A 24032-nucleotide genomic window follows, 5' to 3' on the forward strand; every position below is an offset into this window, starting at 1 on the left:
CTGGCACACCGGTCGTTTGGGCCCAGGGCGTCAACGCGTAATTCGAAAAGCTCCCTCGAACCATCCCCCGCAAGGGTGACGAAATGTCGCCAAGTCATCACTGACCGCTACGCTCGCCTGCGTGACCCACACCGCGCGCCGAATCGGCCGAACCCTAGCTCTCGTACTGCCCGTCGTCATGGTTCTGTCCGGGACCCTCGCGGTCACCCGTGTGCAGTGGTCGGGGCAGGACACCGAGACCCAGCTGCTGACCGCCGCCTCGGAGACCGTGTCCAAGCGGGCGAAGGCCCGGGCACCTCAGGACGTTCTGCGGGACAAGCTCCTGCTGGAGCTCCGTGAGAAGGACCCGGGCGTCGCGCTGACGAGTCTCCAGCGCACCGTCGAGGGACGGCCCTCCCTGGCCAAGCACTGCATGTCGATCGCCAAGGCGCTGGGCAAGGCCGCCGTGGACCAGTACGGTCCGACGCGTGCCCACCGCTTCTCGCGTCCGGTCTGCGACACCTCGTTCGCGTCCGGGGTCGCGCAGTTCAGCTGAGCCGGGCGTGTCCGGGCACGGCATATCGTGCCTGGCATGCATACGTATCCGACGCAGGCCGTGATCCTGGCGGGTGGTCAGGGCTCGCGGCTGCGCCCGTACACCGATGACCGCCCCAAGCCGATGGTCGAGATCCCGGGGACCGGGACCCCGATCATCGGCCATCAGCTGTCCTGGCTGGCCGCCGAGGGCGTCACGGACGCCGTGATCTCGTGCGGCCATCTCGCCGATGTGCTGCGGGAGTGGCTGGACTCGGCCGTTCTTCCGTTGCGTGTCACGACCGTCGTCGAGACCGAGCCCTTGGGCCGGGGCGGCGGTCTCAAGCATGCCGCGGCTCGGCTGCCCGATCCGTCGGAGCCCTGGTACGCGACGAACGGCGACATCTGGACCCGTTTCTCGCTGCGGGAGATGGCCGCCTTCCACGCCGAGCGGGACGCCACCGCGACGCTCGCGCTCGCCCGTCCCCGGATCCCGTGGGGGGCCGTGGAGACCGACGCGTTCGGGCACATCACCGACTTCATCGAGTCGCCGCCGTCGCCGTATCTGATCAACGCGGGCGTGTACGTCTTCGCGCCGGCGTTCACCGCGATGCTTCCGGACCGTGGCGACCACGAGCGGACGACCTTCCCCCGGCTGGCCCGTGAGCGGCGGCTGGCCGGGTTCCCGCTGCCGCACGGGGCGTACTGGCGGGCGATCGACACCGCGAAGGACCTCACGGAGGCGGCGAAGGAGCTGGGCGCCCAGGCGGGCGGCTGACCCGCACCCGTAGGGCGGCTGAGGCCCGCCCCCGTACGTAGGCGAGGACGGCCACCGGGCTCCGGTGACCGTCCTCGTGGTGTGTGGTGCCGGTGTCAGCCGAGCAGTCCGCCGATGGGGTTCTGTCCGGCGCCGCCGGACGAGCCGCCGTCGGATCCGCCGGTGGAACCGCCGTCGTCCGAGCCGCCGGTGGTGCCGCCCGAGCCGTCGGTTCCCGATGAGCTGAGGCCCGCGTCGCCGGTGGGGGGCTGCTGCGGGGCCGGTTCCTGCGGGGGCGCCTGGCCGGTGCCCTGGGTCTGGCTGGGCTGACCGGTGCTCGCTCCGGCCGTCGGGCTGGAGTCCCGCCCTGTGTCGGCGCCCGGGGTGGACTCCTCGGCCGAGGGCGTGCCGGGGGCGCTGGAGGGGGAGGTCTCCGGGGTGCGGTTCTCCGGGGTCCTGGAGGGCTTGCCCTTCCTGTCCTCGGACTTCTCGGGGAGGGGGGAGCCGGGCAGCTGATTGGTCGGGTAGCTGTCGGGGCCCGGCACGGTGACGACCTCGGTGGAGCGGACCGCTCCACCGAGCATGGAACCGACCAGCAGGGTGAGGCCGACGACGACGGTGGCGACGGCGCTGCCGCGGCGCAGTACGCGGCGGCGGAGGTCCCAGATGCCGGAGCGCGGGCCGAGGGTGCGCCAGGCCTCCCCTGCGAGGCGTCCGTCGAGGGAGTAGACGGGGGCGCCGGCGATGACGAGCGGGCTCCAGGCGGCCAGCAGGATGATGTCGGGGGTGTCGTAGGCGGCGGCGGTGCGCCAGCTGACCGTCACGAGGATGGCGGCGGAGAGCAGGGCACCGAAGGCCGCCGCGACGCGCTGCCAGAGCCCGAGGACCGTGAGGACTCCGACGACGACCTGGAGGAAGGCGACGGAGAGGCCGGCGGCGACGGGATGGCCGAGCGCGAAGTCGCGCAGGGGTTCGGCGGCGGTCCAGGGGTGCATCGAGGTCAGCCACTTGACCATGGAGCCGCGGTCGCCGCCGTCGAAGTAGGCGGGGTCGCAGAGCTTGCCCATGCCGGCGTAGATGGCGAGGAAGCCGAGGATGACGCGCAGCGGGAGGAGCACGACGCCGAGGTTCATCCGGCGGCCGGGGTAGTAGGCGTGGCGGACGGTGTCGCCGGCGTGGCGTCGTTCCCCGGCCGAGGTGCCGTCCTGGTCCTCGGTGTCGGGCTCGTCGTAGGTGATGTCGTACGCGTCGCGGGCCGGGGTGTCGACGGTGTCGTACGCTCCGACGGCCTGCCGCATGGGCGGCAGCAGCGGGCCGGTGCGTCCGCCGGGCCGGAGCACGGGGTTGGGCTGGGTCTCGTCGAGGCGGGGGATGACCTGTGTCCCGCCGCCCGCGTCGTCGTGGCCCGCGCCGAAGTCGCCGCCGGTGCGGGAGTCGAGGTGGCCGGCGGTGGAGTTCCGTACGGCCTGCAGGAGTCCGGTCGCTCCGGGGTCGCCCGGTTGGGACCTGCCGCTCCAGACGACGGGGGCCCGCCTGCGGCCGCCCGCGCCGCTCATGGCGGGGATCCTGGCCGGTCCGGCGGGGCCCACGGGGCGCAGACGGGTGCGCTGGCCCGGGGCGAGCTGCACCCGGAAGCTGGCGTGGCTGACGATGACCTGCGCGGGGTCGCTGTCCACCTTCGTCATGCTCAGGGCGGGTTGGTCGTCGAACCGAGGCGTTCTGGTGTCCACACTCATCTAACCGAGTGATGTGTGATTAGGACACTGCCTTGACGCGTCCGAAGTGTCCGAGACCCGTCAACAGTCCTCACCGGTACGTGGGTCCGCGTACTCCCGCACGTCCCTGGGGTGGGGACGTGGGTCCGCCGGCGGGCGTACCCGGCCCGGCCGGGGTGCCCCGCGTGGCGTCTCCGGCCGCGGGGCCCGGTCCCGTACGGCGGGGGTCACGCCCGGCGGCGTGCGACCTCGTACATCACGATGCCGGCGGCGACGCCGGCGTTGAGGGATTCGGCGCCGCCCGGCATGGAGATGCGGACCCGGTAGTCGCAGGTCTCGCCGACGAGGCGGCCGAGGCCCTTGCCCTCGCTGCCGATGACGACGACGACGGGGCCGCCGAGGGCTTCGAGGTCCTCGACTGTGTGCTCGCCGTCGGCGGCAAGGCCGACGATCGCGATGCCTTCCTTCTTGTACGCCTCGAGCGCGCGGGTCAGGTTGGTGACCCGGGAGACGGGCGTGCGGGCGGCGGTGCCGGCGGAGGACTTCCAGGCTCCGGCGGTCATGCCGGCGGCGCGGCGTTCGGGCACGACGACGCCGTGGCCGCCGAAGGCGGAGACGGAGCGGACGATGGCGCCGAGGTTGCGGGGATCGGTGACACCGTCGAGGGCGACGATGAGGGGGTCCTCGCCGTTGTCGTAGGCGGCGGCCGTGAGGTCCTGGGGGTCCGCGTACTCGTAGGGCGGGACCTGGAGGACGAGGCCCTGGTGGTTCAGGCCGTTCGTCATCCGGTCGAGCTCGGGGCGCGGGGCCTCCATGAGGTGGATGTTGCCGCGCTCACCGGCGAGCTGGAGGGCCTCGCGGACCCGCTCGTCGTTGTCGATGTACTGCTGGACGTAGAGGGTGGTGGCGGGCACGCCGTCGCGGAGGGCCTCGAAGACGGGGTTACGGCCGACGACCATCTCCGAGGTGCCCTTGACGCCACCGCGCCGGGGGGCGGGGCGGCGGTTGGCGGCCTGCTTGGCCTTGGCGGTGGCCATGCGGTTCTTCTTGTGCTTCTTGCGCTCCTCGGCGGGCGGCGTCGGTCCCCGGCCTTCGAGGCCACGGCGACGCTGCCCACCGCTGCCGACCTGCATGCCCTTCTTGTTGGACGTGCGGCGGTTCCTGCGCTGGCTGTTCCCGGCCATGACCTACCTGTTTCGTTGCTTCAGAAAGACGTCGTCAAGTGAAAGTGTGCCGCCCGGACGGCCGGGCGGCACATTTGCGCTGCTCACGCATGGTGCGCTGTCCGCTCAGCGCGGTCCGAGTGTCCACCGGGGGCCGCTGGGGCTGTCCTCGATGACGAGGCCGGACTGGTTGAGCTGGTCGCGGATGGCGTCGGCGGCGGGCCAGTCCTTGCGTTCGCGCGCGGACTGGCGCTGGTCGAGGACGAGGCGTACGAGCGTGTCGACGACGCCGTGGAGGTCCTCGCCGCGGTCGCTCTCGCCGGCCCAGTGGGGGTCGAGGGGGTCGAGTCCGAGGACGCCGAGCATCGCGCGGACCTCTGCGAGGCGGGCGACGGCGGCTTCCTTGTCGTCGGCGGCGAGGGCGGAATTGCCCTGCCGGACGGTGGTGTGGACGATCGCGAGTGCCTGCGGGACTCCGAGGTCGTCGTCCATGGCCTCGGCGAAGGCGGGCGGCACCTCCGGGGCGGCCTCGACGGGTCCGGCCTTCTCGACCACCCGCTGGACGAAGCCCTCGATCCGCGCGAACGCGGACTCGGCGTCGCGCAGCGACTCCTCGCTGTACTCGATCATGGAGCGGTAGTGCGGGGTTCCGAGGTAGTAGCGCAGGACGATGGGACGCCACTGCTTGACCATCTCGCTGACCAGCACGGAGTTGCCGAGGGACTTCGACATCTTCTCGCCGGCGAGGGTGACCCAGCCGTTGTGCACCCAGTACTTCGCGAACTCGTCGCCGAAGGCCTTGGCCTGGGCGATCTCGTTCTCGTGGTGCGGGAAGATCAGGTCGATGCCGCCGCCGTGGATGTCGAAGGCGGTGCCGAGGTATTTGTGCGCCATGGCGGAGCACTCCAGGTGCCACCCGGGCCGGCCGCGGCCCCAGGGCGTCTCCCAGCTCGGCTCGCCGGGCTTGGCGGCCTTCCACATGGCGAAGTCGCGCTTGTCCCGCTTGCCGGTCTCGTTGTCGCCGGAGGGCTGCCGCAGGTCGTCGAGGTCCTGGTTGGAGAGCTCGAGGTATCCCTCGTACGAGCGGACGTCGAAGTAGACGTTGCCGTCGGCCTCGTAGGCGTGGCCGCGCTCGATGAGGCCGCGCATCATCTCGACCATCTCGGTGATGTGTCCGGTGGCCCGCGGCTCGTACGTGGGCGGGAGGCAGCCCAGGGCGTCGTAGCCGGTGTTGAACGCGCGCTCGTTCTCGTAGCCGATGGACCACCAGGGGCGGCCCTGCTCGGCGGACTTCTTGATGATCTTGTCGTCGATGTCGGTGACATTCCGGACGAACGTCACGTCGTACCCGCGGTATTCGAACCAGCGGCGCATGATGTCGAAGTTCAGCCCGGACCTGATGTGCCCGATGTGCGGGGCGGCCTGGACAGTCGCGCCACAGAGGTAGATCGAGACACAGCCCGCTGTGAGCGGGACGAAGTCACGAATCTGCCGGGCGTTGGTGTCATGCAGGCGAATAGTCACCCCTCAAGGGTAGTGGGCCCGCACCCGTGCCCAGCGCCCCCTGTGGAAAACGTGTCACAACTAATCGGTGACGGTGGTGACGGGCTCCGGCGTTCGCTGTCCGGTGGGCAGGGTCAGGGAGAGCGCGGCGCCGGCGAGGGGGACGGCGGCGAGCACCGTCCAGAGGACGGGTCCGGGGGCGTCGAGGAGCGTTCCGGTGGCGGCGCTGCCCACGAGGACGGCGAGGCCCGACACGGAGGACAGGGCGCCGGTGGCGAGCCCGAGCCGCCGGTCGTCGACCAGGTCGGGTACGAGGCCGCGGGCGGCGGGGACCAGCAGCATCTGGCCGAGCGTGAGCAGGACGACGAGGACGGCCCCGGGGAGGAGCCCGGCGGGCCCGTCCGGTGCGAGGGGCAGTGCGGCGAATCCGGCGGCGACGACGGCGAGCCCCGCGACGAGCGCCGTCCGGGGCGCGACGCGGCGGGCGGACCAGCGGGTCAGGGGCAGCTGGGCGGCGACGACGAGCAGGGAGGAGAGCGCGAAGAGTGCGCCGAGCGCGCTCTGGGAGCCGGTGGCCCGCTCCACCTCCAACGGCAGGGCGAGGTAGAGCTGGTTGTAGGAGACGAGATAGGTGCTGTAGGCGAGGCAGAGTACGAGGAAGGGCCGGTTGGCGAAGACGTGGCGCAGGGGGACTGCGCCCGTCCGTTCGGTGCGGGCGCTGCGGGGCCGGCGGGGCATGAGGCGGGCGTGTCCGGCGAGTACGCCGACGAAGACGACGGCCCCGGCCAGGCACGCCGTCCGGAAGTCTCCGCCCAGGAGCAGCAGCAGGCTGCCGAGGAGGGGGCCGAGGAATGCTCCGGCCTGGCCGGCGGCGGAGAAGACGGCCAGCACCTGGGCGCGTGGCGTCCCGGTCCTGGTCTCGTGGGCGACGGCGGCCCGTGCGGTCTCGGATTCGACGGCGGGTGAGAAGAGGGCGGCGGCGAAGCCGATGAGGAGGACGGCGCCGATGACGGTGGCGGTGGTGCCGGCCTGGGCGAGCCAGCAGAATCCGGCGATGCGCAGGACGCAGCCGGTGAGGACGACGGGCCGGGGGCCGTAGCGGTCGGTGAGGGCGCCTCCGACGACGAAGAGACCCTGCTGGCTGAAGGTGCGCAGGCCGAGCACGAGGCCGACGAGCCACCCGGCCATGCCGAGGCCGTCGCCGAGGTGTGCGGCGAGGTAGGGCAGGACGGCGTAGAAGCCGGTGTTGAAGGCGAACTGGGTGGCGGTCAGGAGCCGGAGGTAGGGCGTGAGCCCCCGGGCGGTGCCGGTCCGGACACGGGCCTTGGAGGTCGTCAGCACACGGCCCTCGGAGGTCGTCATCGGTGGCGCCTGCCGCGTACGGCCGCCGAGGTCAGCACCGCGAGTGCGCCGAGGGCGGCGAGGGCGGCGGCGGGGGCGAGGACGGCCCAGGGGGCGCGTTCGGCGTAGGGCATGTTCTCGGAGAGCATGCGGCCCCACTCCGGCGCGGGGGCCGGGGTGCCGAGGCCCAGGAAGCCGAGGGAGGCGAGTGCCAGGGCGATGGCGGGGATCCGCAGGACGGCGTGGCGTACGACGGGTGGCAGCACGCCGGGCAGGATGTGGCGGCGCAGCCGGTGCCAGGGTCCGGCGCCGAGTGCGCGGGCGACGGCGATGTGCGGGGCGGCGCGTTCCTGGGCGTACAGCGCGGAGGTGTGGGCGGCGAGCGGTGCCCAGGCGACGGCGGCGACGGCGGCGGCCGCGCCCCAGGGGCCGGGTCCCGCGATCCCGGCGACGACGAGGCCGGCCAGGATCGCGGGCAGGGCGTTGGCGGTCTCGGTGAGGGCTCCGGCGCGCATTGCCCCGGCGAGCAGTCCCAGGAGGAGCGTGGCGGCGCCGACGGCGATCGCGGTGAGCACGGTGCGGGCCGCCCCGTGCCCGAGGCGGGCGAGGACGTCGCGGCCCAGGGAGTCGGTGCCCAGCGGGTGGGCGGCCGAGGGGGGCGCGAGGCGGGCGGCGGTGTCGGCGTACAGGGGGTCGCGCAGGAGGCCCGTGAGGACGACGGCGACGAGGAGGGCTCCCAGGACCGCTGCTCCGGCGGCCACCGTGCGGCGGGCGGGGAGGGGCGGCGCGACGAGCGGGGGGAGGGCACCGTCGGCCCGGGCGGGGCCGAGCAGGGCCCTGGAGGCGAGCCGGGCCGTGAGCCCGGCCGCGACGCCCAGGAGGAGCAGGAGCATCACGCAGGCCTGGAGGACGGGCAGGTCCTGGGCCAGGGCGGCGGCCAGGGCCGTACCGCCGAGGCCGGGAATGGCGTAGAGAGTCTCGACGGTGACCGCCCCACCGGTGAGTCCGACGACGACGAGGCCGAGTTGGGGCAGCAGTGCGGGCAGGGTGCGGCGCAGGGCGTGGGCGGCGATCCGGCGGGCGGGCATCCCGTGGGCGGTGGCGGCGCGTGCCCAGGGTTCGGCGAAGGCGGCGGGCAGCGCGTCGTCGAGCAGCCGTCCGAGGAGCGCGCCGGCGGGGACGCCCATGGCGAGGGCGGGCAGGACGAGCTGTTCGGGCCCGCCCCAGCCGAGGGCGGGGAACCAGCCCAGCTGTACGGCGAGGACGGTGGCCAGGACGGCGGCGAGGAGGAATTCCGGCAGTGCGGCGAGCACGGCCGCGCCGACGCCCGCCCGGGTGGTGACGAGCCGGCGGCGGGCGCCCCGCCGGAGCGTTCCGGTGACGAGCGCGAGTGCCAGGAGCACGGCGACGGCGAGCGAGGCGCCCATGAGGGTGAGGGAGACACCGAGCGCGGAGGTCACGTCGGGGCCGACCGGCTGTCCGGAGACCCAGGACTCCCCCAGGTCGCCGCGGAGCACTCCGGACGCCCAGTCGCCGAGTACGTGCAGGGGGCCGCCGCCGAGGCCGGTCTCGGCGCGGATGGCGTCGAGCACGGCCGGTGTGGGCGGTCGGTCCGCGTAGCGGGCGTGCAGGATGGTCAGCGCCGGATCGGTGCGGGTCAGCCTGGGCAGCAGACCGATGACGGCGAGGACGGCCAGGAGTGCGCCCAGCCGTCCGGCCAGGTACTTCACGCGGTCACCCGACGCGGGTGTCGGCGGTGATGAGGGTGCGTTCCATGGGGTCGAGTGCGACGCCTTCGACGCGGGCGTCGTCGTAGCCCTGGACGAAGCGTTCGTGGACGAGCGGTACGAGGGCGTCGGCGCCGAGGACGGCGGCCTCGGCGGTCATCTCGGCGGTGTGCCGGGCGTCGGTGCCGGTCAGCGAGGCGGCCTTGCCGACCGCGCTGTCGACCCGCTCGTCGCACAGCTGGGAGATGTTGAAGCTGCCGTCGCAGGTGAAGTCGGAGGCCAGGTAGGAGAGGGGGTCGGCGGTGTCCAGGAGGGTGTTGCGGGCCTGGATGAAGGCGTCGTATTTCCCGGCGAGCGCGTCGGCCTCCATCTGGGCGTAGTCGCGGACGACCTGCTCGACGGTGAAACCGCGCTTCTCCAGCTGCTGCTGGACGAGCGTCGCGACCTCGGGGAGTTCGGGCCGGTTGGTGTAGGTGGCGAGGACGATCTCCTTCGTCTTCGCCACCTCGGCGCGGGTCGCCGCCGGGGTGCGGCCGGTGGGCGGGGTGCGCTTCTCGGCGGCCCAGGGGATGCCGGGGCCGAGGAGACCCTGTGCGGTGTCGGCGCGGCCTTCGTACACCCCGTCGACCAGGGCCTTGGAGTCGATGGCCTCGCGGGCGGCGGCGCGCATGGCCGGGTCGGCGAAGACACCGCGCTCGGTGTTGAGCGAGAGGCCGTTGGTCCGGGCCGATGGGAATTCGTGGACGTACGCGTCGCCGAGCAGGGAGGCCTGGGCGATCGGTACGTATTCGGCCACGTCGACGGTCTTGGTGCGCAGTGCGTTGGCGCGTGCGGTGCCGTCCGCGGCGAAGGTGACGTCGACTCCCGGGGCCTCGGCCTTGTCGCCCCAGTAGTCGGCGTTGCGTTCGAGTGTGGCGGCCACGGCGCCCTTGACGTCGGTCAGGGTGAACGGGCCGGTGGCGTGCCCGGCGGGGTTCACCTTGCCGTTCTCGTAGGCGCCGGCGGACAGGATCGTGAGGGACGGGTTGGCGAGCCGCTGCGGAAGCAGGGGGTCGGTCTCGTCGGTGACGATCCGTACGGTGTCCTTGCCCGCGGCGGTGGCCTTCAGGGTGGTGTCGGAGAGGACCCGGGGCAGCGGGGATGCCTTGGCCGCGGCGGTGAGGGACCGGGCGACCGCGTTGGCGTCGACCTTCGCGCCGTCCTGGAAGACGGCGTCGCGGAGGGTGAACGTCCAGGTGGTGGGGTTGTCCTGCTTCCACGACGTGGCGAGGGCGGGCTTGGCGGCGCCGTTCCCGTCCAGGGTGGTGAGGCCCTCGATGACGGCGAGCCGGCTGAGGGTGACGGCGTCGTCGCCGTACGGGGACATGGCCTGGGCGGGCGGGAAGGCCATGACGACCCTGAGCCGCTGCGCGTCGCCGGTCGCTCCTGAGCCGTTCGACGAGGAGCAGGCGGCGAGCGGGAGCAGCAGGGCGGCCGTGGCGGCTATGACCGGCAGCGGGAAGCGGCGGCTTCGGGACGTTGGCATGACGGAGACCCTATGTGAAAACGATTGTCATCTGATATTCGGGGTGGCCATCCGGACCGACCCCGCGGGCCCCAGAGGTGCGGGCATCGGCAGCTCGAAGTGGATGATGCCCTGTCCGCCGCCCGGCAGGGCGCGCTCGTCGCAGACCTCGTGGGCGAGCGACCGCCAGAAGGGCTCGGCGCCCGGCACGGCCGGATCGGTGTGCAGATAGAGCGAGGTGTAGCCACCCGCCCGGGCGGCGAAGTCCCCGAGCTCCCGCACCAGCCTGCGGGCGAGCCCGTGCCTGCGGTGGTCGGGGCGTACGTAGATCCGGCACAGCTGCGCCGTCGACCCGGAGGGGAAGCGGTCCGCGACCCACTGCGGATTGGGCGGCGCCTGCGGCCCCCGGTCGCGTACCGCTCCCGTCGCCACGACCTCGTCGCCGCGCGCCACGACCAGGAGGGTGCAGCGTGCGGGGCGCAGATAGACGCCTTCGAGGTCGATGATGTCGGCGTGCCAGCGGGGTACGTAGCCCGAGCGCAGGTCGTGGTAGACGGTGTCCAGCATGACGGCACGCGCGCCGCCGATGTCCTGGCCCGTGGCGGTCCGCAGGACGTATCCGTCCGCTCCGGCCGGCGCTTCCGGCATCGTTGTCGCCCCGGCGGTCGCGCTCACCACTGACGCTCACCCTCGCTCTCGGCCGTACGGCACATCACTTGCCGTACCAGCGTACGTGCAAGCGATGCGCAATAAGGCGGGCGGGGTCGGGAGCTCAGCCGGCGGCGCGGTAGACCAAGGCGGTGGCGATGCCCGCGATGCCCTCGCCGCGGCCGGTGAAGCCGAGGCCGTCGGAGGTGGCGGCCGAGAGCGAGACGGGGGCGCCGACCGCGTCGGAGAGCACCTTCTGGGCCTCGTCGCGCCGCTTGCCGATCTTCGGCCGGAGGCCGACGACCTGCACCGCGACGTTGCCGATCGCGAAGCCCTCGGCGCGGACGATCCGGGCGGCCTCGGTGAGCAGGGTGACACCGGAGGCGCCCGACCACTCGGGGCGCCCGGTCCCGAAGTGCTGCCCCAGGTCACCGAGTCCGGCGGCCGAGAACAGGGCGTTGCAGGCGGCGTGCGCGACCACGTCGGCGTCGGAGTGGCCGGCGAGGCCAGGCCCCTCGCCCTCCCACAGCAGGCCCGCGCACCAGAGTTCGCGGCCCTCCTCGAAGGCGTGGATGTCGGTCCCGATACCGACGCGCGGGATCAGGGGAGCGGGCTGTCGCATCGGTGTCTCAGAATCCATCGTTCGCCCTCCGGCGTGCGAGAACGGCCTCCGCGAGGACCAGGTCCAGGGGGCGGGTCACCTTGAACGCTTCCTCGTGCCCGGGCACCACGACGACCGGCGAGCCCAGCCGCTCGACCATGCCCGCGTCATCGGTCGCACCCTCGCCGTCGACGGCCACACTCCTGTGCGCCTCGGCGAGCGTGGACCGGTCGAAGCCCTGGGGCGTCTGTACGGCCCGCAGCCGCGCCCGCACGGGGGTCGAGAGGACCGGCTCCGGAGCACCCGGCTCCCCCGGCTCGACCTCCTTGACCGTGTCGGCGAGGGGCAGCGCGGGAACGACGGCCGGAGCCCCGTCCCGAACGGCCTCGATGACGGCGTCCACGGTGTCGACCGGCACGAGGGGCCGGGCGGCGTCATGGACCAGGACGACGGAGACGTCGTCCGGCAGGGCGTCGAGGCCGAGCTTCACCGACTCCTGGCGTGTCGCACCGCCGGGGACGACGACGTAGTCGGTGCGCTCGGGCAGCGCGTGCCCGTCGATGAGGTTCTTGACCTCGGGCGCCCCGTCCGGGGGCGCGACCACGACGACGAGGCTGACGGCCCGGGAAGCGGCCATGGCCCGTACGGCGTGGATCAGCATGGGGGTACCGCCGAGCGCGCGCAGCGCCTTAGGGGCGCCGGGGCCCAGCCGGACCCCACGGCCCGCCGCGGGGATCACGGCGGCGGTGCGGGACGGACTCGGTTCAGCGGGCATCGGTGACATCGGTGACATCGGTTGCACTCCGAAGCTTCGGCAGGTTTGTTTCCACGGCCCACATGGGTATGGCCTGGGCGTGCCCCGACCGTAGGCCGGGGGACGAGCCGGGCGCGACGCCTCGACTTGACCGGGACCCCTTCCGTGACCCCCGGTCGGCCGAGCCGCAGCGGGGCCCGGTGGAGGCTGCCGAGGGGACGGCACCGGGTGCGTCGGCGGCTTTCCGGACGGATCTTCCCGGACGGATCTTCTTCTCGGGTCCGTTTCCCGGGATCCGGAACACACCGCCGGGCACACGCCGCTCGGGTCGGGCGCGCCGCAGCGCCCGAACATGCAGCAGCGCCCGACGACTGCCGTGAAAACGGCTGGTCAGCGGGCACCGCTGCATAATTTGTCGACGCCGGATACGGCTGGTCGGCGCCATCCGGTCGCCGGCGAGGTCCGGTTACCGGTGTCCGGTCACCTTGGTCACCGGTGTCGTCCCGTTCAGGACGCGAGGACCTCGTCGAGCAGGGCCTCGGCCTTGTCCTCGTTCGTGTTCTCCGCGAGAGCGAGCTCGCTCACCAGGATCTGGCGGGCCTTGGCGAGCATGCGCTTCTCACCTGCGGAGAGTCCACGCTCGCGCTCGCGACGCCACAGGTCACGCACCACTTCGGCGACCTTGATGACATCGCCTGAGGCGAGCTTCTCGAGATTTGCCTTGTAGCGTCGGGACCAGTTCGTCGGTTCTTCGGCGTACGGCGCGCGCAGCACCTCGAAGACCCGGTCCAGGCCCTCCTGCCCGACTACGTCACGCACACCGACGAACTCCGCATTGTCCGCCGGTACACGAACCGTCAAGTCGCCCTGGGCGACCTTGAGCACCAAGTAGGTCTTGTCCACGCCTTTGATCTGGCGAGTTTCGATAGCCTCGATCAGCGCGGCCCCGTGATGGGGATAGACCACGGTGTCGCCAACCTTGAACGTCATGTGACAGGTACCCCTTCCGTGGCTATCCAGAGTAACACGAGAACGGCTTCTCCTGAATGGCGTTTTCGCAGGTCAGGGCATATCTCGGGGCTTGACAACTGAGACAGGAACGTGCTGCGGAAGCCTTCCGGGAGGCGATTTTCGCAGGTCGGAGCGGGCATACGACCGAGCCGAAACACGCGCGTCACAGGTGCCGGAAGCCCTCCAGAAGGGGCCGAACGTCCCGTTTTGCCGGATTCCGGATGGTGAACTTTCTCTACTCCGTTCGGCCCTCGATCACCCGTACGGCTCTTAGCGTCCGTGGTCATTGAAATTGATCAACAACGTGGGACCGGGCGGATTATGCGCGGGAAATGCGCCACCGCCGGAAATCGATCATCGGCGCATCAGCGCGCCGCTCACCCGCGTTTTGTGAACTCCGTGCGAATCGTCGTGCCCGGGGAGACGGCCACGACGCGACCGGGTGATGCCGGACACCCGCCGAACGGCCCCGGTCCGCAGCCCGGACGTCCTCAGGGGCGGGTCGGGTGCGGGCCCAGGACGGCGGCTCGGTAACCTGAGCCCGCTGACACACACTTAGGGCGGCTTTACGGCCGCTCGGGCCTTCCTGTCCGCAGAGTCCGAAGTCCGCAGTCCGAACGTTCAAGGAGTTGCCGCCGCCGTGAGCCGCAGCCTTCGACACGGCGCCTTCGCCGCCACTGCCCTCGTGTTCTCGATCGCCGCCCTGTCCGCGTGCGGTGCCGGCAACAACGCGCAGACGCTTCAGGTCAGGCCGGACAACGCAGCCACCGCTGTCGACTCCATCAAGATCCAGAACCTGAACGTCATCACCCAGCCCGAACCGGACGCCGAGGGCCCCGCGGTCATCGCCGCCACCCTCTTCAACGACGGACCGAAGCGCGAGGTCGTGGAGACGATCGCCCTGCCGGGCACCGACGCGACGGTGGAACTGAAGCCCGCCAAGGGCAAGGGACCGCTCGTGGTCCCGGCCGGCGGACGGCTCATCATCGGCGGGAAGAACAACGCCTCGGCCGTGATCGAGAACGGACGCCAGGCAGGGGCGGCCGGCAACGTGCAGAACGTCGCCTTCACGTTCAGCGAGACCGGCGAGATCTCGCTGGGCGCGTCCGTCGTCCCGGCGACCGGCTTCTTCAAGGACTTCGGCCCGAGCACACTGCCGTCGGCGAAGCCCACCCCCTCGGACTCCGCGTCCGGGACGCCCGGTGCGTCCGAGACGCCCGGTGCCTCCGAGACGCCGGGTGCCCAGGAGGGCGAGCAGTCCGGAAGCTCCGCGGGCGAGACGGCCGACACGGTCCCGCCGGCCGACGACGCGGCCGCCGAGCACTGATCGCGTGCGTGGGGGGTGTCTCCGCCGGAGACACCCCCCACGCAGCCCGCGGCCCCCGGTTTACGGCTCGAACTTGTAACCCAGGCCCCGCACCGTCACCAGGTAGCGCGGCGCCCCCGGGTCGGGCTCGATCTTGGCGCGCAACCGCTTGACGTGGACGTCCAGGGTCTTGGTGTCGCCCACGTAGTCCGCGCCCCAGACCCGGTCGATCAGCTGCATACGCGTCAGCACGCGCCCGGCGTTGCGCAGGAGCATCTCGAGGAGGTCGAACTCCTTCAACGGGAGGTCGACCTTGCCTCCGGAGACCGTGACGACGTGGCGGTCCACGTCCATCCGGACCGGACCGGCCTCCAGAGCCGCCGGGGTGACCTCCTCCGGCTCCCCACGGCGGCGCAGGACCGCGCGGATGCGGGCCACGAGCTCCCGCGAGGAGAAGGGCTTGGTCACATAGTCGTCGGCTCCTATTTCCAGGCCCACGACCTTGTCGATCTCGCTGTCCTTGGCAGTGACCATGATCACCGGGACGTTGGACCGGACGCGCAGCTGCCGGCAGACCTCCGTGCCGGGCAGACCCGGCAGCATCAGGTCGAGCAGCACGAGATCGGCGCCGTTGCGCTCGAACTCGTCGAGGCCGTCCGGGCCGGTGGCCGCGATGGCCACCTCGAAGCCTTCCTTACGGAGCATGTACGACAGGGCGTCGCTGAAGGATTCCTCATCCTCGACGACAAGCACTCGGGTCACGGAAGGGCCTCCGGGGCAGGAAATGGTTCAAAAGAATCGGTCTCGTACGGCCCGTCGTCGTCAACAGCACCGTTGACGACGAGGGGTCCGCCGGTGGTACGACCCCGTACGACGCCCGACTCGGGCAGTCGCAGGGTGAACGTGGAGCCCTGTCCCTCCGAGCTCCATACGGTGACCTCCCCGCCGTGCGAGGCGGCCACATGCTTGACGATGGCGAGGCCGAGACCGGTGCCACCGGTGGCCCGAGAGCGGGCCGGGTCGACGCGGTAGAACCGCTCGAAGACGCGTTCACGGTCCTTCTCGGAGATGCCGATGCCCTGGTCGGTCACGGCTATCTCGATCAGATCCCCGCCGGGCGCGGACAGCTTCCGGGCGGCGATGCCGACGCGTGTGCGGGCGGGGCTGTAGTTGACGGCATTCTCCACGAGATTGCCGAGTGCGGCCGCGAGCTGGCTCCGGTTGCCCCAGACGAAGAGGTCCGCGGTGCCGCCCGAGGCCATGGTGATCTGCTTCGAACCGGCCTGCTGACGGCACCGGTCGATCGCCTCGTCGACCAGATCCTCCACCCGTACGGGTTCGGCGTCCTCCAGCGGGTCGTCGTTCTGCACGCGGGAGAGGTCGATCAGCTCCTGCACCAGGTTGGTCAGCCGGGTCGCCTCGATCTCCATGCGGCCGGCGAACCGCTCCACCGCCTCCGGGTCGTCGGAGGCGTCCATGACGGCTTCGGAGAGCAGCGAGAGCGCTCCGACCGGCGTCTTCAGCTCATGACTGACGTTGGCGACGAAGTCACGCCGCACCGCTTCTATGCGACGGGCCTCCGTGAGGTCCTCGACCAGCAGGAGGACCAGGCGTGAGCCCAGCGGGGCGACGCGGGCCGACACGGCGAGCGCCTCGCCCCTGCCCGTGCCACGACGGGGCAGGTCCAGCTCGACCTGCCGTATCTCACCGTCGCGCCGGGTGTCCCTGGCCATGTGGAGCATCGGCTCGACCGCCAGGCGCCCGCCCCTGACCAGGCCCAGCGCGTAAGCGGCGGAGCTGGCCTTGACGACGCTGTCGCTCTCGTCGAGCACGACGGCCGACGAGCTGAGCACGGAGAGGACCGTGTCCACCCCCGGGGGCAGCGCGGCATTGCCGTCGGGCCGCAGGGACGTACGCGTGGGCCGCTTCTGCTCGCGCTCGCTCCAGCGGAACGCCAGCATCGCGATCACACCGGTACAGAGACCGGCGATCGCGGCAGCTGCGGCGACCGCCGCGTTCACGTCCATGCCTCAAGGTTATGCGGGCGCGCCGACACTCTCCCAGCCATCCGGGTGCCATCTCGAACACTCGTCGCCCAGAGTTCACCAAGGGGATAGTGACGGTTCACTTCGGGGGACGGATCCCGACGCGTTGGCCCCGCACCGTGGCAACGTGGGGGTCGGCCCCAAGACCCCGGCCTCAGGATCTGGAGAGGGACTTCCATGCGCGACGCTTATCACGAGGAACTCGATTCGATCGGCGAGGACCTGGTCGAGATGGCCAGGCTCGTCGGCTCGGCGATCGGCCGGGCCACGACGTCCATGCTCGACGCCGATCTCAAGCTCGCCGAGAGCGTGATCGCCGCGGACCAGAAGGTGGACGACCTCCAGCACAACCTGGAGGCCCGTGCCATCGCGCTGCTGGCCCGCCAGCAGCCGGTCGCGACCGATCTGCGGATAGTCGTCACCTCGCTGCGGATGAGCGCCGACCTGGAGCGCTCGGGCGACCTCGCCCAGCACGTCGCCAAGCTGGCGCGGCTGCGCTTCCCCCAGTCGGCGGTACCGCACGACCTGCACGCCACCATCCTGGAGATGGGCCAGCTCGCCCAGCGGCTGATGGCGAAGGCCGCCGAGGTGATCATCACGAAGGACGTCGACCTGGCGCTCCAGCTGGAGCAGGACGACGACGAGATGGACCTGCTGCACCGCACGCTGTTCCAGCACCTGATGGACGACCGCTGGAAGCACGGCATCGAGACCGCCGTCGACGTCACCCTGCTCGGCCGCTACTACGAGCGCTTCGCCGACCACGCCGTCTCGGTCGCCAAGCGGGTCGTCTACCTGGTCACGGGCGAGCACGCCGACGAGATCCAGGCTGCGACGCCGGTCGAGGGGGCGTAGGGGGCGCGGCCCTCCCGGCGGCCGCACATCCGTTCCCGCGCTCGTGCGCCGTTGATGCGCCCTCCGGGCTGGGCATGCAAGGGGTGCGGGGGCGGCGCGGCATGCCTGCGGCCCCCGCCGTCGGCATGTGTGCCCCGTACATGTGCCGTACGCCGTCGAGTCGTACTCCCTGAGGAGGGACCATGGCCGATTCCCCCATGACCGAACCCCAGCAGCAGGAGCCCCCGACCGAAGTGGTGCGTCTGCCGTTGCTGGGAGCCTGCGGCTGCGGATCGGGCTGCGGGTGCGGCTGCCAGTCCGGCGCGCCGTGCCAGTGCGGCGGCTGAGTCCGGCCGAATCCGGCGCCGCTGCCCCGCGACGGACGTGTCCGTCGCGGGGCAGCGGCGCCGCGTTCCGCATACCCGGGGCTCCCGTTCCTCGGGCAGCGGGCTTCTGTTCCTCAGGCCGGCTTCCGTCCCTCAGGCCGCGGGCTCGGTGACCGCCCGGCCCTCGGGCACCGGCGAGGCGGCGACCATGGGCTCCGGCAGGTCCAGGTTCCGCATCAGCAGCCAGTAGCCGAACGCGGCCACCGTCCCCAGGACCGCGCACGTCCCCCACAGCCAGGCGGCGCCGTAGTGGTCGATCACGAAGCCGGACATCAGCGGGGCGACGAGCGCCGCCACCGACCACGACATCGTGTACATGCCCTGGTAGCGGCCCCGGCCGTGGGCCGGTGACAACTGCACGACGATGCCCGTCTGCGTCGGCGCGTTGACGATCTCGGCCAGGGTCCAGACACACACCGTCAGGGCGTACACTCCGACCGATCCCGCGAAGGCGGTCAGCCCGAATCCGTAGCCCGCGATCAGGGACGAGAGGATCAGCAGCCGGCGCGGGTCGCGATGCTGGATGAACCGGGTGACGGGGATCTGCAGGGCGACGATCAGCACGCCGTTGACGGCGATGGCCGTGCCGAAGTCGGAGCTGGACAGCCCGTCCGTGCCCATGGCCACCGGCAGGCCCACGTAACCCTGCTGGAAGATCAGCGCGACCAGGAACGACAACCCGACGACACCCATGTACCGCCCGTCGCGCAGGACCGTACCCAGCCTCACGTCATCCGGTGCCCGCGTCCCGGCGGCCCGGGGCGCCGCCTCGGGGCGGGATTCCGGCACCCGGAGGAAGACGACGACGGCGCAGAGCAGGGTCAGAGCCGCCTCACCCAGGAACCCGGCCAGATAGCTGTACTCGGCGATGAACCCCGCCCCGGCCGACGAGACGGCGAACCCCAGGTTGATGGCCCAGTAGTTCAACGAGAAGGCCCGCACCCGGTCCTCGGGCCGGACGATGTCGGCCATCATCGCCTGCACGGCCGGCCGGGACGCGTTGCTGGCCATACCCACGACGAAGGCCACACCGGCGATCGCCACCGGATGGACCATGAAGCCGAGCACGGCCACGGACACGGCGGTCGAGAGCTGCGCGATCAGCATGGTCGGGCGGCGCCCGAGCCGGTCCGTCATCACCCCGGCACCCAGGGACGACACGACCCCGCCGAGCCCGTGGAGGGAGGCGACGAGACCGGCGTACGAGGCCGAGTAGCCGCGGTCCAGGGTCAGATAGAGCGCCATGAACGTGGCGACGAACGCCCCGAGGCGGTTGACCAGCGTGCTGGTCCACAACCACCAGAACTCCCTGGGGAGACCGGCGACCGTCTCGTGTGCCGCCTTTCTGAGACCAGCGACAGACATAGGGCCACTCCCCCGGGACGTGCGTGTACGGATCATCCGCCGGCCTGTGTAAGCGGCCCGACGGCTGTCCGAACATTACGAAAGCGGAGTCCCCGCCTGCCACTCGATTGACGCCGCCCGTCAACAGTCGCTCCCCGGCCCACGCTCCGGACCTCCCCCGGTCCGCCCTTCGGCCGCGCGCGCGTGGGGCGCGCGGGTTCGATTACGCTCGGACCCATGGCCGACGCACCGTACAAGCTGATCCTCCTCCGCCACGGCGAGAGCGAATGGAACGCGAAGAACCTGTTCACCGGATGGGTGGACGTAGACCTCACCGACAAGGGCGAGAAGGAGGCGGTCCGCGGCGGTGAGCTGCTCAAGGACGCCGGCCTGCTCCCCGACGTCGTACACACCTCCCTCCAGAAGCGCGCGATCCGCACCGCCCAGCTCGGGCTGGAGGCCGCGGACCGCCACTGGATCCCCGTGCACCGCTCCTGGCGCCTGAACGAGCGCCACTACGGCGCCCTCCAGGGCAAGGACAAGGCCCAGACCCTCGCCGAGTTCGGCGAGGAGCAGTTCATGCTCTGGCGCCGCTCGTACGACACCCCGCCGCCCGCCCTCGAGGACGGCACCGAGTTCTCGCAGAGCGACGACGCCCGCTACGCGACGATCCCGCCGGAGCTGCGCCCGCGCACGGAGTGCCTCAAGGACGTCGTCATCCGCATGATGCCGTACTGGTACGACGCCATCGTCCCGGACCTGCTGACGGGCCGCACGGTCCTGGTCGCCGCCCACGGCAACAGCCTGCGCGCCCTGGTCAAGCACCTCGACGGCATCTCCGACGCCGACATCGCGGGCCTGAACATCCCGACCGGCATCCCGCTCACATACGAACTGGACGCCGACTTCCGCCCCCTGAACCCGGGCGGCACGTACCTCGACCCGGAGGCGGCGAAGGCCGCGATCGAGGCTGTGAAGAACCAGGGCAAGAAGAAGTAAGCAGAGCTGAACAAGCCCCCCATCTGCGGGTTCTCCGCGTGGTGGGGGGCTTCTCCGTGCGGTCGGCCGCCGGGCCTGGAGGATTCATACGCCGAGCCCATGGTTCCTGCCCCCGTGCCGGCCATAGGCAGGTGGCGGCGTCACAGTGGCGACGGGTTTGTCTAGGCGGTGGAGTGCCTTCGGGGATGAGTAACTCGATGTGGGATGCCCTGGCAGCGGCGCCCCTCTTGGAAGTGCGGCGCCGCGCGGCCGTCGTGGACGAACTCGCCGGGATAGTGCCGGTGACGGTGAGCGGCGCACACCGACTGGCCTGGAACGACCGCGGCAGCCAGTCCTCAGTCTGACACTTCGCGGAGGACGATCGCGCTGTTCCCCCCGCTCCCCCCGCCTCGTGCCGGCCCGGCCGCGGCGATGGCGTATGCCCGGGCGGCCAGGCCCGTGTCCGGGGCCCTCCCGGGCCGCCCGTTTCTGCGTCCGCGGTGTCCCGGTGTGGCCGCACCGCGCGCGCCGTACGCACGGGTAACCGCCCTTTGTCAGAGGCGTCCTGACGGGTTTTCGCCCCTACTCCACGGGCTGCAATTGCGTGGAGTTCGAGCGTGATGGTGTGAGATAGGTAACTCGTCACCCAGGAACCGGCACGGCGTTCCCGACGGCACCTCAGGCAACGAGCCAGGCCGGGGCGTTGGTACGCCTACCCGGTCACTCAGATGATCTTGGGCGATCACCCAGAGTGGCACTCAGTGCCGAGCCCATGGGTGTGCGTCGGCGCCCGGCGGCAGCGTCGACGGGGTCTGCGCGCGGGTACTCTGTCGCCTACCCCTGGGGTCCAAGTCGTCGTTGGCCTCCGCGGAGTTCGCGAAGTCCGTGGACCCAGAAGGGGATATCCCATGGCTCACCGGCCTGACGGGAAATGCTGCTGCAGCACGAAGGCGGATCGCCACTACAGGTGGATTCGCTGGCTCGGCCCGATCGGCTCGCTCATCAAACTCGGATGGGACGCGCTGGGCTGACAACGCGAAAGCCCCGACCTAAAGGCCGGGGCCACGCTGCAGACGGTGTGAAAGAAGGCCTTGCCCCAAGCCTCGCGAGCGGTGGGTGAGGCCTTCGCCATGTCCGTTGCTTGTTACTGTCGCGTACGCAAGCTGAATGTCGCTATGTGACACGCGTCACGCTCCCCGTTGTGCGACGCTGCCCATCTTGCCTGCCATAGACCCGGATGGCGACCGTCGCCCACATGTTGATCTGCGCGGATTTCCCGGCAGAACCCGCATGGGGGCAGCTCACAAGCCTAATCCAACATTAAACGAGTGACGCAAATCACACGCAAGGGTGACGGTGCGTACACACGCTCGGGTGCGAGGTAAGCGACTTTTGTCGCAATTTCACATGCACATGCTCTCGTTCGTCGTGCATGGCGCCGCTGAGCGGAGGTACTTTACCGCCCCGTTCTGACAACGCCGGTGCCAGACCGCCAACGACGGAACACCCCGCCCGGGCCGTTTACCAGGACCACGTCCCGCCCACGGCAGAGTGAAGGCATGGACGCAGACGGCAGGAACCTTCTGGCCGGGTGCGCAGAGCCGCGACCGCCTGCCCGCGCGCGACCTTGGGCGGGCGCGGCGTTTCTCCTCAAAGGAGCTCGGCCTGGAGCCGGGTCGACGAGCGGCCCGGCGGGCTGCTGTACCGGTGCGGTGATTCCGAGTTCGCCATGCCGGGCATCGGCCAGCCGGTTGCTTGAGCACCTGCCCGGCACCGAGGCGTCACAGTCGTCGTGCAGGTGGCGGTGAGCGAGGGAAGGCTCCGGGCATGACTGCGCACGCCGCCGAGCCGCTCGCAGTCGACAACCATGGCAATCTCCTGGTCTCCCTCCAGCCCGGGTGCGACGGCTCCCCTGGCGCTGACGGCCCTGTGGCACCAGGGCGGCGTGCTCATGGTCCACGCCCGTCACCGGTACGTCTGGGAGCTCCCCGGTGGCTCGATCGATCCCGGTGAGAGCGCGCGAGAGGCCGCCGTCCGGGAGCTGTCGAGGAGAGTGGGCACGAACCGGACGGTCCTCTGCGGTTCGTCGGCCACGCGTCGTTCGTCTTGGTCCTGCCGCAACGGCGCGAGTGCGGTCGCCTGTTCGCCGGCACAGCGCGTGAGCGGTGCGGCTTCGAGCCCAACGACGAGGTTCACGCCATCCGTTGGTGGGACCCGAGGTTGCCGCCGCCCGGTCGCGTCGCGCACCTCGACGTCGACCTCGCCCGACTCGCCGGGCAGTCGAGCTCCCCCGCAGGACGGCACCCGCTAACGTGACCTGGACACCCGCCCGTTGCCCAGGCGCACGCCCTCGGCGGCGGAGGCGGGCGGGGCGCGGAGAGCAAGGAGATCGGGGAGAGCGATCATGGGCGAGTCTCTGAAGACCTTCGTCGGTGGCACCGAGGTCGAGGTGCCCAACAGCATCCCGGCGATCCGTGCCGCCCTGCCCGAGGAGAGACGCGAGGAGTTCGACCACGCGATCAACGAGGCCGGAGTGCACGAGATCCAGGCCGTCATGCGGCACTGGATGCTCGAGTCCGTACCCGATCCCGAAGCCGAACAGATCCTGGACCGGCTGGCGCAGGACGAGGCCGAGAGGCGGAACGTCGCTTGAGCTTCCGCATCTCCTACGCACCGCCCGCCGACGACACCCTGGCCAAGATGCGCGACGGCGAGTCGTTCCGGGACGAGATGGCGCGCACCCTGGCCCTCGATCCGTACGGACACGCCTCGTCCGCCGTGAAGCGTGAACGCGACCGGCGTGAGGCGACGGTGTACGGCGCCATCGTCCTCTACTACGTCTCCGGGTCCGTGCTGACGGTCACCGTGGTCAGGCTCGTACCGCTGCCGTGACCCGGAGAGGCGGCCGTGGGCTCAGCCGAGCTTCTTCACCTGCGCGTCGATCACCGCGGTCGGCCGGTCGAAGTCGGCGTCCGCACCCGTCTTGCCGAGGTTGAAGGAGAAGAACGTGGCGATCGTGCCGCCCTGACGCAGACTCACGAGCTTGAAGGGCGCGGCCTCGTCGCCCTCTCCCATCTGCACGCGCCAGGCGAGGGCCTCCTCGCCGCCCGTCACCTTCTCCTCGGTCAGCTTGGTGACCTTCTGCTTGGAGCCCTTCATGGTGAGGGTGAACCCGCCGGTGCACTTCGCGGCGGAGTCACGCAGCTCGGCGAGGCTCTTCGCCGCGCCGTCACCCTCGTACGAGGCCAGGGTGACCAGCGACGACGTGATGTCGAGCATGCCGGCGAGAGCGTCCTCGGGGTCGGCCGACTCGTCCTTCTTGGGCTCCTGGACGACCTTGCGCCCCGCGTTCCCGGCCGGGGTCCCCCGCTTCACCCCGTAGAAGGCGAAGCCGATCGGCTCGCACTCCTTCTTGTCGACCGTGACGTCCCCGGGCTGGGCGATGTCCTCGGGGCCGGTCTTCGAGACCTTGTAACCCGCGACGTCACCCTGCTCCAGCGACACCTTCTCCAGCTCGGCCGACGTCAGCGCCTTGACCGCAGCGGGCTTGGAGGAGGCGTCGTCCTTGCCTCCCGAGGTGCCGCCGTCGCCCTTGGCGTCGGAGTCCGAGCCGCTGCAGGCGGTGGCGAGCAGGGTCATGGAGGCCGCGGCGGCGACGAGGGCGGTACGGCGTACAGCGGTGGCGCGCATGGTTCGTTCATCTCTCCGTCTGAAGGAGCAACAGCCTCTCCCCGGGCAGTACTTCGCGGCCGGTACGGAGGGCTGTGGCAGTGCAGGACACTCTACGATCGGACACCTGTCCGATGATCACCCCGAACGGTCACGGGATGTGATCGTGACTGCGCCGTGATCACTCTGTGAAGCTCCTGTGGGGTGGTCGACTCCGCAGGTGAGCCACAGAG

The 24032-nt window shown here is 71.2% G+C and carries 24 protein-coding genes and 1 pseudogene; 11 read left to right on the forward strand and 14 right to left on the reverse strand.

Translation table 11 applies throughout. The annotated features are described in order from the left end of the window. Positions 1–121 precede the first annotated feature (121 nt). Both ACZ32T_RS10095 and ACZ32T_RS10100 read left to right on the forward strand, forming a co-directional pair. Positions 122–535 (forward strand): hypothetical protein, encoded by a 414-nt coding sequence (locus tag ACZ32T_RS10095; RefSeq protein ID WP_356707977.1) that lies wholly within the window; start codon positions 122–124, stop codon positions 533–535. Positions 536–571: 36 nt separating this feature from the next. Next, positions 572–1291 carry a nucleotidyltransferase family protein gene (locus ACZ32T_RS10100; protein WP_467273009.1) on the forward strand — a complete coding sequence of 240 codons (720 nt, stop codon included), beginning with the start codon at positions 572–574 and terminating at the stop codon, positions 1289–1291. A gap of 95 nt (positions 1292–1386) precedes the next feature. Here ACZ32T_RS10100 and ACZ32T_RS10105 read toward each other — a convergent pair whose 3' ends face one another. From ACZ32T_RS10105 to ACZ32T_RS10150, 10 genes are all read right to left on the reverse strand, one after another. After that, positions 1387–3006, reverse strand: coding sequence for a DoxX family membrane protein (locus ACZ32T_RS10105; protein WP_467366192.1), 1620 nt, complete (start codon positions 3004–3006; stop codon positions 1387–1389). A 206-nt stretch (positions 3007–3212) separates the two neighbouring features. After that, the gene (rlmB, locus tag ACZ32T_RS10110) at positions 3213–4169 is read right to left on the reverse strand and encodes a 23S rRNA (guanosine(2251)-2'-O)-methyltransferase RlmB (RefSeq protein ID WP_401512485.1); all 957 of its coding nucleotides are present in this window, start codon (positions 4167–4169) and stop codon (positions 3213–3215) included. Positions 4170–4274: 105 nt separating this feature from the next. Continuing rightward, positions 4275–5672 carry a cysteine--tRNA ligase gene (gene cysS, locus ACZ32T_RS10115; protein WP_467366194.1) on the reverse strand — a complete coding sequence of 466 codons (1398 nt, stop codon included), beginning with the start codon at positions 5670–5672 and terminating at the stop codon, positions 4275–4277. Positions 5673–5732: 60 nt separating this feature from the next. Beyond that, complete coding sequence (locus ACZ32T_RS10120; protein ID WP_467366196.1) at positions 5733–7013, reverse strand: MDR family MFS transporter; 1281 nt, start codon at positions 7011–7013, stop codon at positions 5733–5735. Next, positions 7010–8722 carry an ABC transporter permease subunit gene (locus ACZ32T_RS10125; protein WP_467366197.1) on the reverse strand — a complete coding sequence of 571 codons (1713 nt, stop codon included), beginning with the start codon at positions 8720–8722 and terminating at the stop codon, positions 7010–7012. The genes ACZ32T_RS10120 and ACZ32T_RS10125 overlap by 4 nt, the downstream gene beginning before the upstream one ends. Positions 8723–8726: 4 nt before the next feature. After that, the gene (locus ACZ32T_RS10130) at positions 8727–10244 is read right to left on the reverse strand and encodes an ABC transporter substrate-binding protein (protein ID WP_467366198.1); all 1518 of its coding nucleotides are present in this window, start codon (positions 10242–10244) and stop codon (positions 8727–8729) included. A gap of 27 nt (positions 10245–10271) precedes the next feature. Then, a complete protein-coding gene (locus ACZ32T_RS10135) occupies positions 10272–10871 on the reverse strand; it encodes a GNAT family N-acetyltransferase (protein WP_467366313.1) in 600 nt (199 codons plus the stop codon). 124 nt (positions 10872–10995) lie between these two features. Then, entirely contained in the window at positions 10996–11511 is a 516-nt protein-coding gene (ispF, locus tag ACZ32T_RS10140; protein WP_467273003.1) for a 2-C-methyl-D-erythritol 2,4-cyclodiphosphate synthase, read from the reverse strand. Then, positions 11501–12265, reverse strand: a complete 765-nt coding sequence (ispD, locus tag ACZ32T_RS10145; protein ID WP_467273002.1) for a 2-C-methyl-D-erythritol 4-phosphate cytidylyltransferase — start codon at positions 12263–12265, stop codon at positions 11501–11503. Before ispD ends, ispF begins: the two co-directional genes overlap by 11 nt. 468 nt (positions 12266–12733) lie before the next feature. Then, positions 12734–13216, reverse strand: a complete 483-nt coding sequence (locus ACZ32T_RS10150) for a CarD family transcriptional regulator (protein ID WP_006380568.1) — start codon at positions 13214–13216, stop codon at positions 12734–12736. A gap of 661 nt (positions 13217–13877) precedes the next feature. Here ACZ32T_RS10150 and ACZ32T_RS10155 point away from each other — a divergent pair. Next, the gene (locus ACZ32T_RS10155; protein WP_467273001.1) at positions 13878–14564 is read left to right on the forward strand and encodes a DUF461 domain-containing protein; all 687 of its coding nucleotides are present in this window, start codon (positions 13878–13880) and stop codon (positions 14562–14564) included. Positions 14565–14624: 60 nt separating this feature from the next. Here the strand turns inward: ACZ32T_RS10155 and phoP are convergent, their stop codons facing one another. Further along, positions 14625–15296, reverse strand: coding sequence for a two-component system response regulator PhoP (phoP, locus tag ACZ32T_RS10160; RefSeq protein WP_465269737.1), 672 nt, complete (start codon positions 15294–15296; stop codon positions 14625–14627). A gap of 5 nt (positions 15297–15301) precedes the next feature. Continuing rightward, positions 15302–16570, reverse strand: coding sequence for a two-component system sensor histidine kinase PhoR (gene phoR / locus ACZ32T_RS10165; protein WP_467272691.1), 1269 nt, complete (start codon positions 16568–16570; stop codon positions 15302–15304). A 195-nt stretch (positions 16571–16765) separates the two neighbouring features. Between phoR and phoU the strand changes: the two genes are divergently transcribed. Both phoU and ACZ32T_RS10175 read left to right on the forward strand, forming a co-directional pair. Further along, complete coding sequence (gene phoU / locus ACZ32T_RS10170; protein WP_467272693.1) at positions 16766–17443, forward strand: phosphate signaling complex protein PhoU; 678 nt, start codon at positions 16766–16768, stop codon at positions 17441–17443. Between the two features lie 182 nt (positions 17444–17625). Beyond that, positions 17626–17769 carry a hypothetical protein gene (locus ACZ32T_RS10175; protein WP_467272695.1) on the forward strand — a complete coding sequence of 48 codons (144 nt, stop codon included), beginning with the start codon at positions 17626–17628 and terminating at the stop codon, positions 17767–17769. Positions 17770–17901: 132 nt separating this feature from the next. Here ACZ32T_RS10175 and ACZ32T_RS10180 read toward each other — a convergent pair whose 3' ends face one another. Further along, the gene (locus ACZ32T_RS10180) at positions 17902–19173 is read right to left on the reverse strand and encodes an MDR family MFS transporter (protein ID WP_467366200.1); all 1272 of its coding nucleotides are present in this window, start codon (positions 19171–19173) and stop codon (positions 17902–17904) included. Between the two features lie 216 nt (positions 19174–19389). On the opposite strand from ACZ32T_RS10180, the gene ACZ32T_RS10185 reads away from it, so the two are divergent. The 6 genes and pseudogenes from ACZ32T_RS10185 to ACZ32T_RS10210 all read left to right on the forward strand — a co-directional run bounded on the left by ACZ32T_RS10185 (position 19390) and on the right by ACZ32T_RS10210 (position 23022). Beyond that, a complete protein-coding gene (locus ACZ32T_RS10185; protein WP_356707992.1) occupies positions 19390–20151 on the forward strand; it encodes a phosphoglyceromutase in 762 nt (253 codons plus the stop codon). 185 nt (positions 20152–20336) lie between these two features. Beyond that, positions 20337–20495, forward strand: a complete 159-nt coding sequence (locus ACZ32T_RS10190) for a hypothetical protein (protein WP_467366202.1) — start codon at positions 20337–20339, stop codon at positions 20493–20495. A gap of 1194 nt (positions 20496–21689) precedes the next feature. Next, a pseudogene (locus tag ACZ32T_RS10195) lies at positions 21690–21862 on the forward strand (VOC family protein); the annotation flags it as partial. Between the two features lie 219 nt (positions 21863–22081). Then, positions 22082–22441 (forward strand): NUDIX hydrolase, encoded by a 360-nt coding sequence (locus ACZ32T_RS10200; RefSeq protein ID WP_467272887.1) that lies wholly within the window; start codon positions 22082–22084, stop codon positions 22439–22441. A gap of 93 nt (positions 22442–22534) precedes the next feature. Next, on the forward strand, positions 22535–22783 hold the full coding sequence (locus ACZ32T_RS10205) for a hypothetical protein (protein ID WP_031093484.1): 249 nt from the start codon (positions 22535–22537) through the stop codon (positions 22781–22783). Continuing rightward, positions 22780–23022: a hypothetical protein gene (locus ACZ32T_RS10210; protein WP_467272706.1), complete on the forward strand. Its 243-nt coding sequence runs from the start codon at positions 22780–22782 to the stop codon at positions 23020–23022. Before ACZ32T_RS10205 ends, ACZ32T_RS10210 begins: the two co-directional genes overlap by 4 nt. 21 nt (positions 23023–23043) lie before the next feature. Here the strand turns inward: ACZ32T_RS10210 and ACZ32T_RS10215 are convergent, their stop codons facing one another. Continuing rightward, entirely contained in the window at positions 23044–23820 is a 777-nt protein-coding gene (locus ACZ32T_RS10215) for a hypothetical protein (protein WP_467366204.1), read from the reverse strand. Between the last annotated feature and the right edge of the window lie 212 nt (positions 23821–24032).

The organism is Streptomyces sp. NPDC023573 (assembly GCF_055559735.1).

Excerpts from the sequence above, each read along its gene's own strand:
- ACZ32T_RS10100 (WP_467273009.1), top strand. The coding sequence starts at position 572 with ATGCATACGTATCCGACGCAGGCCGTGATCCTGGCGGGTGGTCAGGGC.
- ACZ32T_RS10105 (WP_467366192.1), bottom strand. The coding sequence starts at position 3,006 with ATGAGTGTGGACACCAGAACGCCTCGGTTCGACGACCAACCCGCCCTG.
- rlmB (WP_401512485.1), bottom strand. The coding sequence starts at position 4,169 with ATGGCCGGGAACAGCCAGCGCAGGAACCGCCGCACGTCCAACAAGAAG.
- ACZ32T_RS10120 (WP_467366196.1), bottom strand. The coding sequence starts at position 7,013 with ATGACGACCTCCGAGGGCCGTGTGCTGACGACCTCCAAGGCCCGTGTC.
- ACZ32T_RS10130 (WP_467366198.1), bottom strand. The coding sequence starts at position 10,244 with ATGCCAACGTCCCGAAGCCGCCGCTTCCCGCTGCCGGTCATAGCCGCC.
- ACZ32T_RS10135 (WP_467366313.1), bottom strand. The coding sequence starts at position 10,871 with ATGCCGGAAGCGCCGGCCGGAGCGGACGGATACGTCCTGCGGACCGCC.
- ispF (WP_467273003.1), bottom strand. The coding sequence starts at position 11,511 with ATGGATTCTGAGACACCGATGCGACAGCCCGCTCCCCTGATCCCGCGC.
- ispD (WP_467273002.1), bottom strand. The coding sequence starts at position 12,265 with ATGTCACCGATGTCACCGATGCCCGCTGAACCGAGTCCGTCCCGCACC.
- ACZ32T_RS10150 (WP_006380568.1), bottom strand. The coding sequence starts at position 13,216 with ATGACGTTCAAGGTTGGCGACACCGTGGTCTATCCCCATCACGGGGCC.
- phoR (WP_467272691.1), bottom strand. The coding sequence starts at position 16,570 with ATGGACGTGAACGCGGCGGTCGCCGCAGCTGCCGCGATCGCCGGTCTC.
- phoU (WP_467272693.1), top strand. The coding sequence starts at position 16,766 with ATGCGCGACGCTTATCACGAGGAACTCGATTCGATCGGCGAGGACCTG.
- ACZ32T_RS10175 (WP_467272695.1), top strand. The coding sequence starts at position 17,626 with ATGGCCGATTCCCCCATGACCGAACCCCAGCAGCAGGAGCCCCCGACC.
- ACZ32T_RS10180 (WP_467366200.1), bottom strand. The coding sequence starts at position 19,173 with ATGTCTGTCGCTGGTCTCAGAAAGGCGGCACACGAGACGGTCGCCGGT.
- ACZ32T_RS10185 (WP_356707992.1), top strand. The coding sequence starts at position 19,390 with ATGGCCGACGCACCGTACAAGCTGATCCTCCTCCGCCACGGCGAGAGC.
- ACZ32T_RS10190 (WP_467366202.1), top strand. The coding sequence starts at position 20,337 with ATGAGTAACTCGATGTGGGATGCCCTGGCAGCGGCGCCCCTCTTGGAA.
- ACZ32T_RS10200 (WP_467272887.1), top strand. The coding sequence starts at position 22,082 with ATGGTCCACGCCCGTCACCGGTACGTCTGGGAGCTCCCCGGTGGCTCG.
- ACZ32T_RS10205 (WP_031093484.1), top strand. The coding sequence starts at position 22,535 with ATGGGCGAGTCTCTGAAGACCTTCGTCGGTGGCACCGAGGTCGAGGTG.
- ACZ32T_RS10215 (WP_467366204.1), bottom strand. The coding sequence starts at position 23,820 with ATGCGCGCCACCGCTGTACGCCGTACCGCCCTCGTCGCCGCCGCGGCC.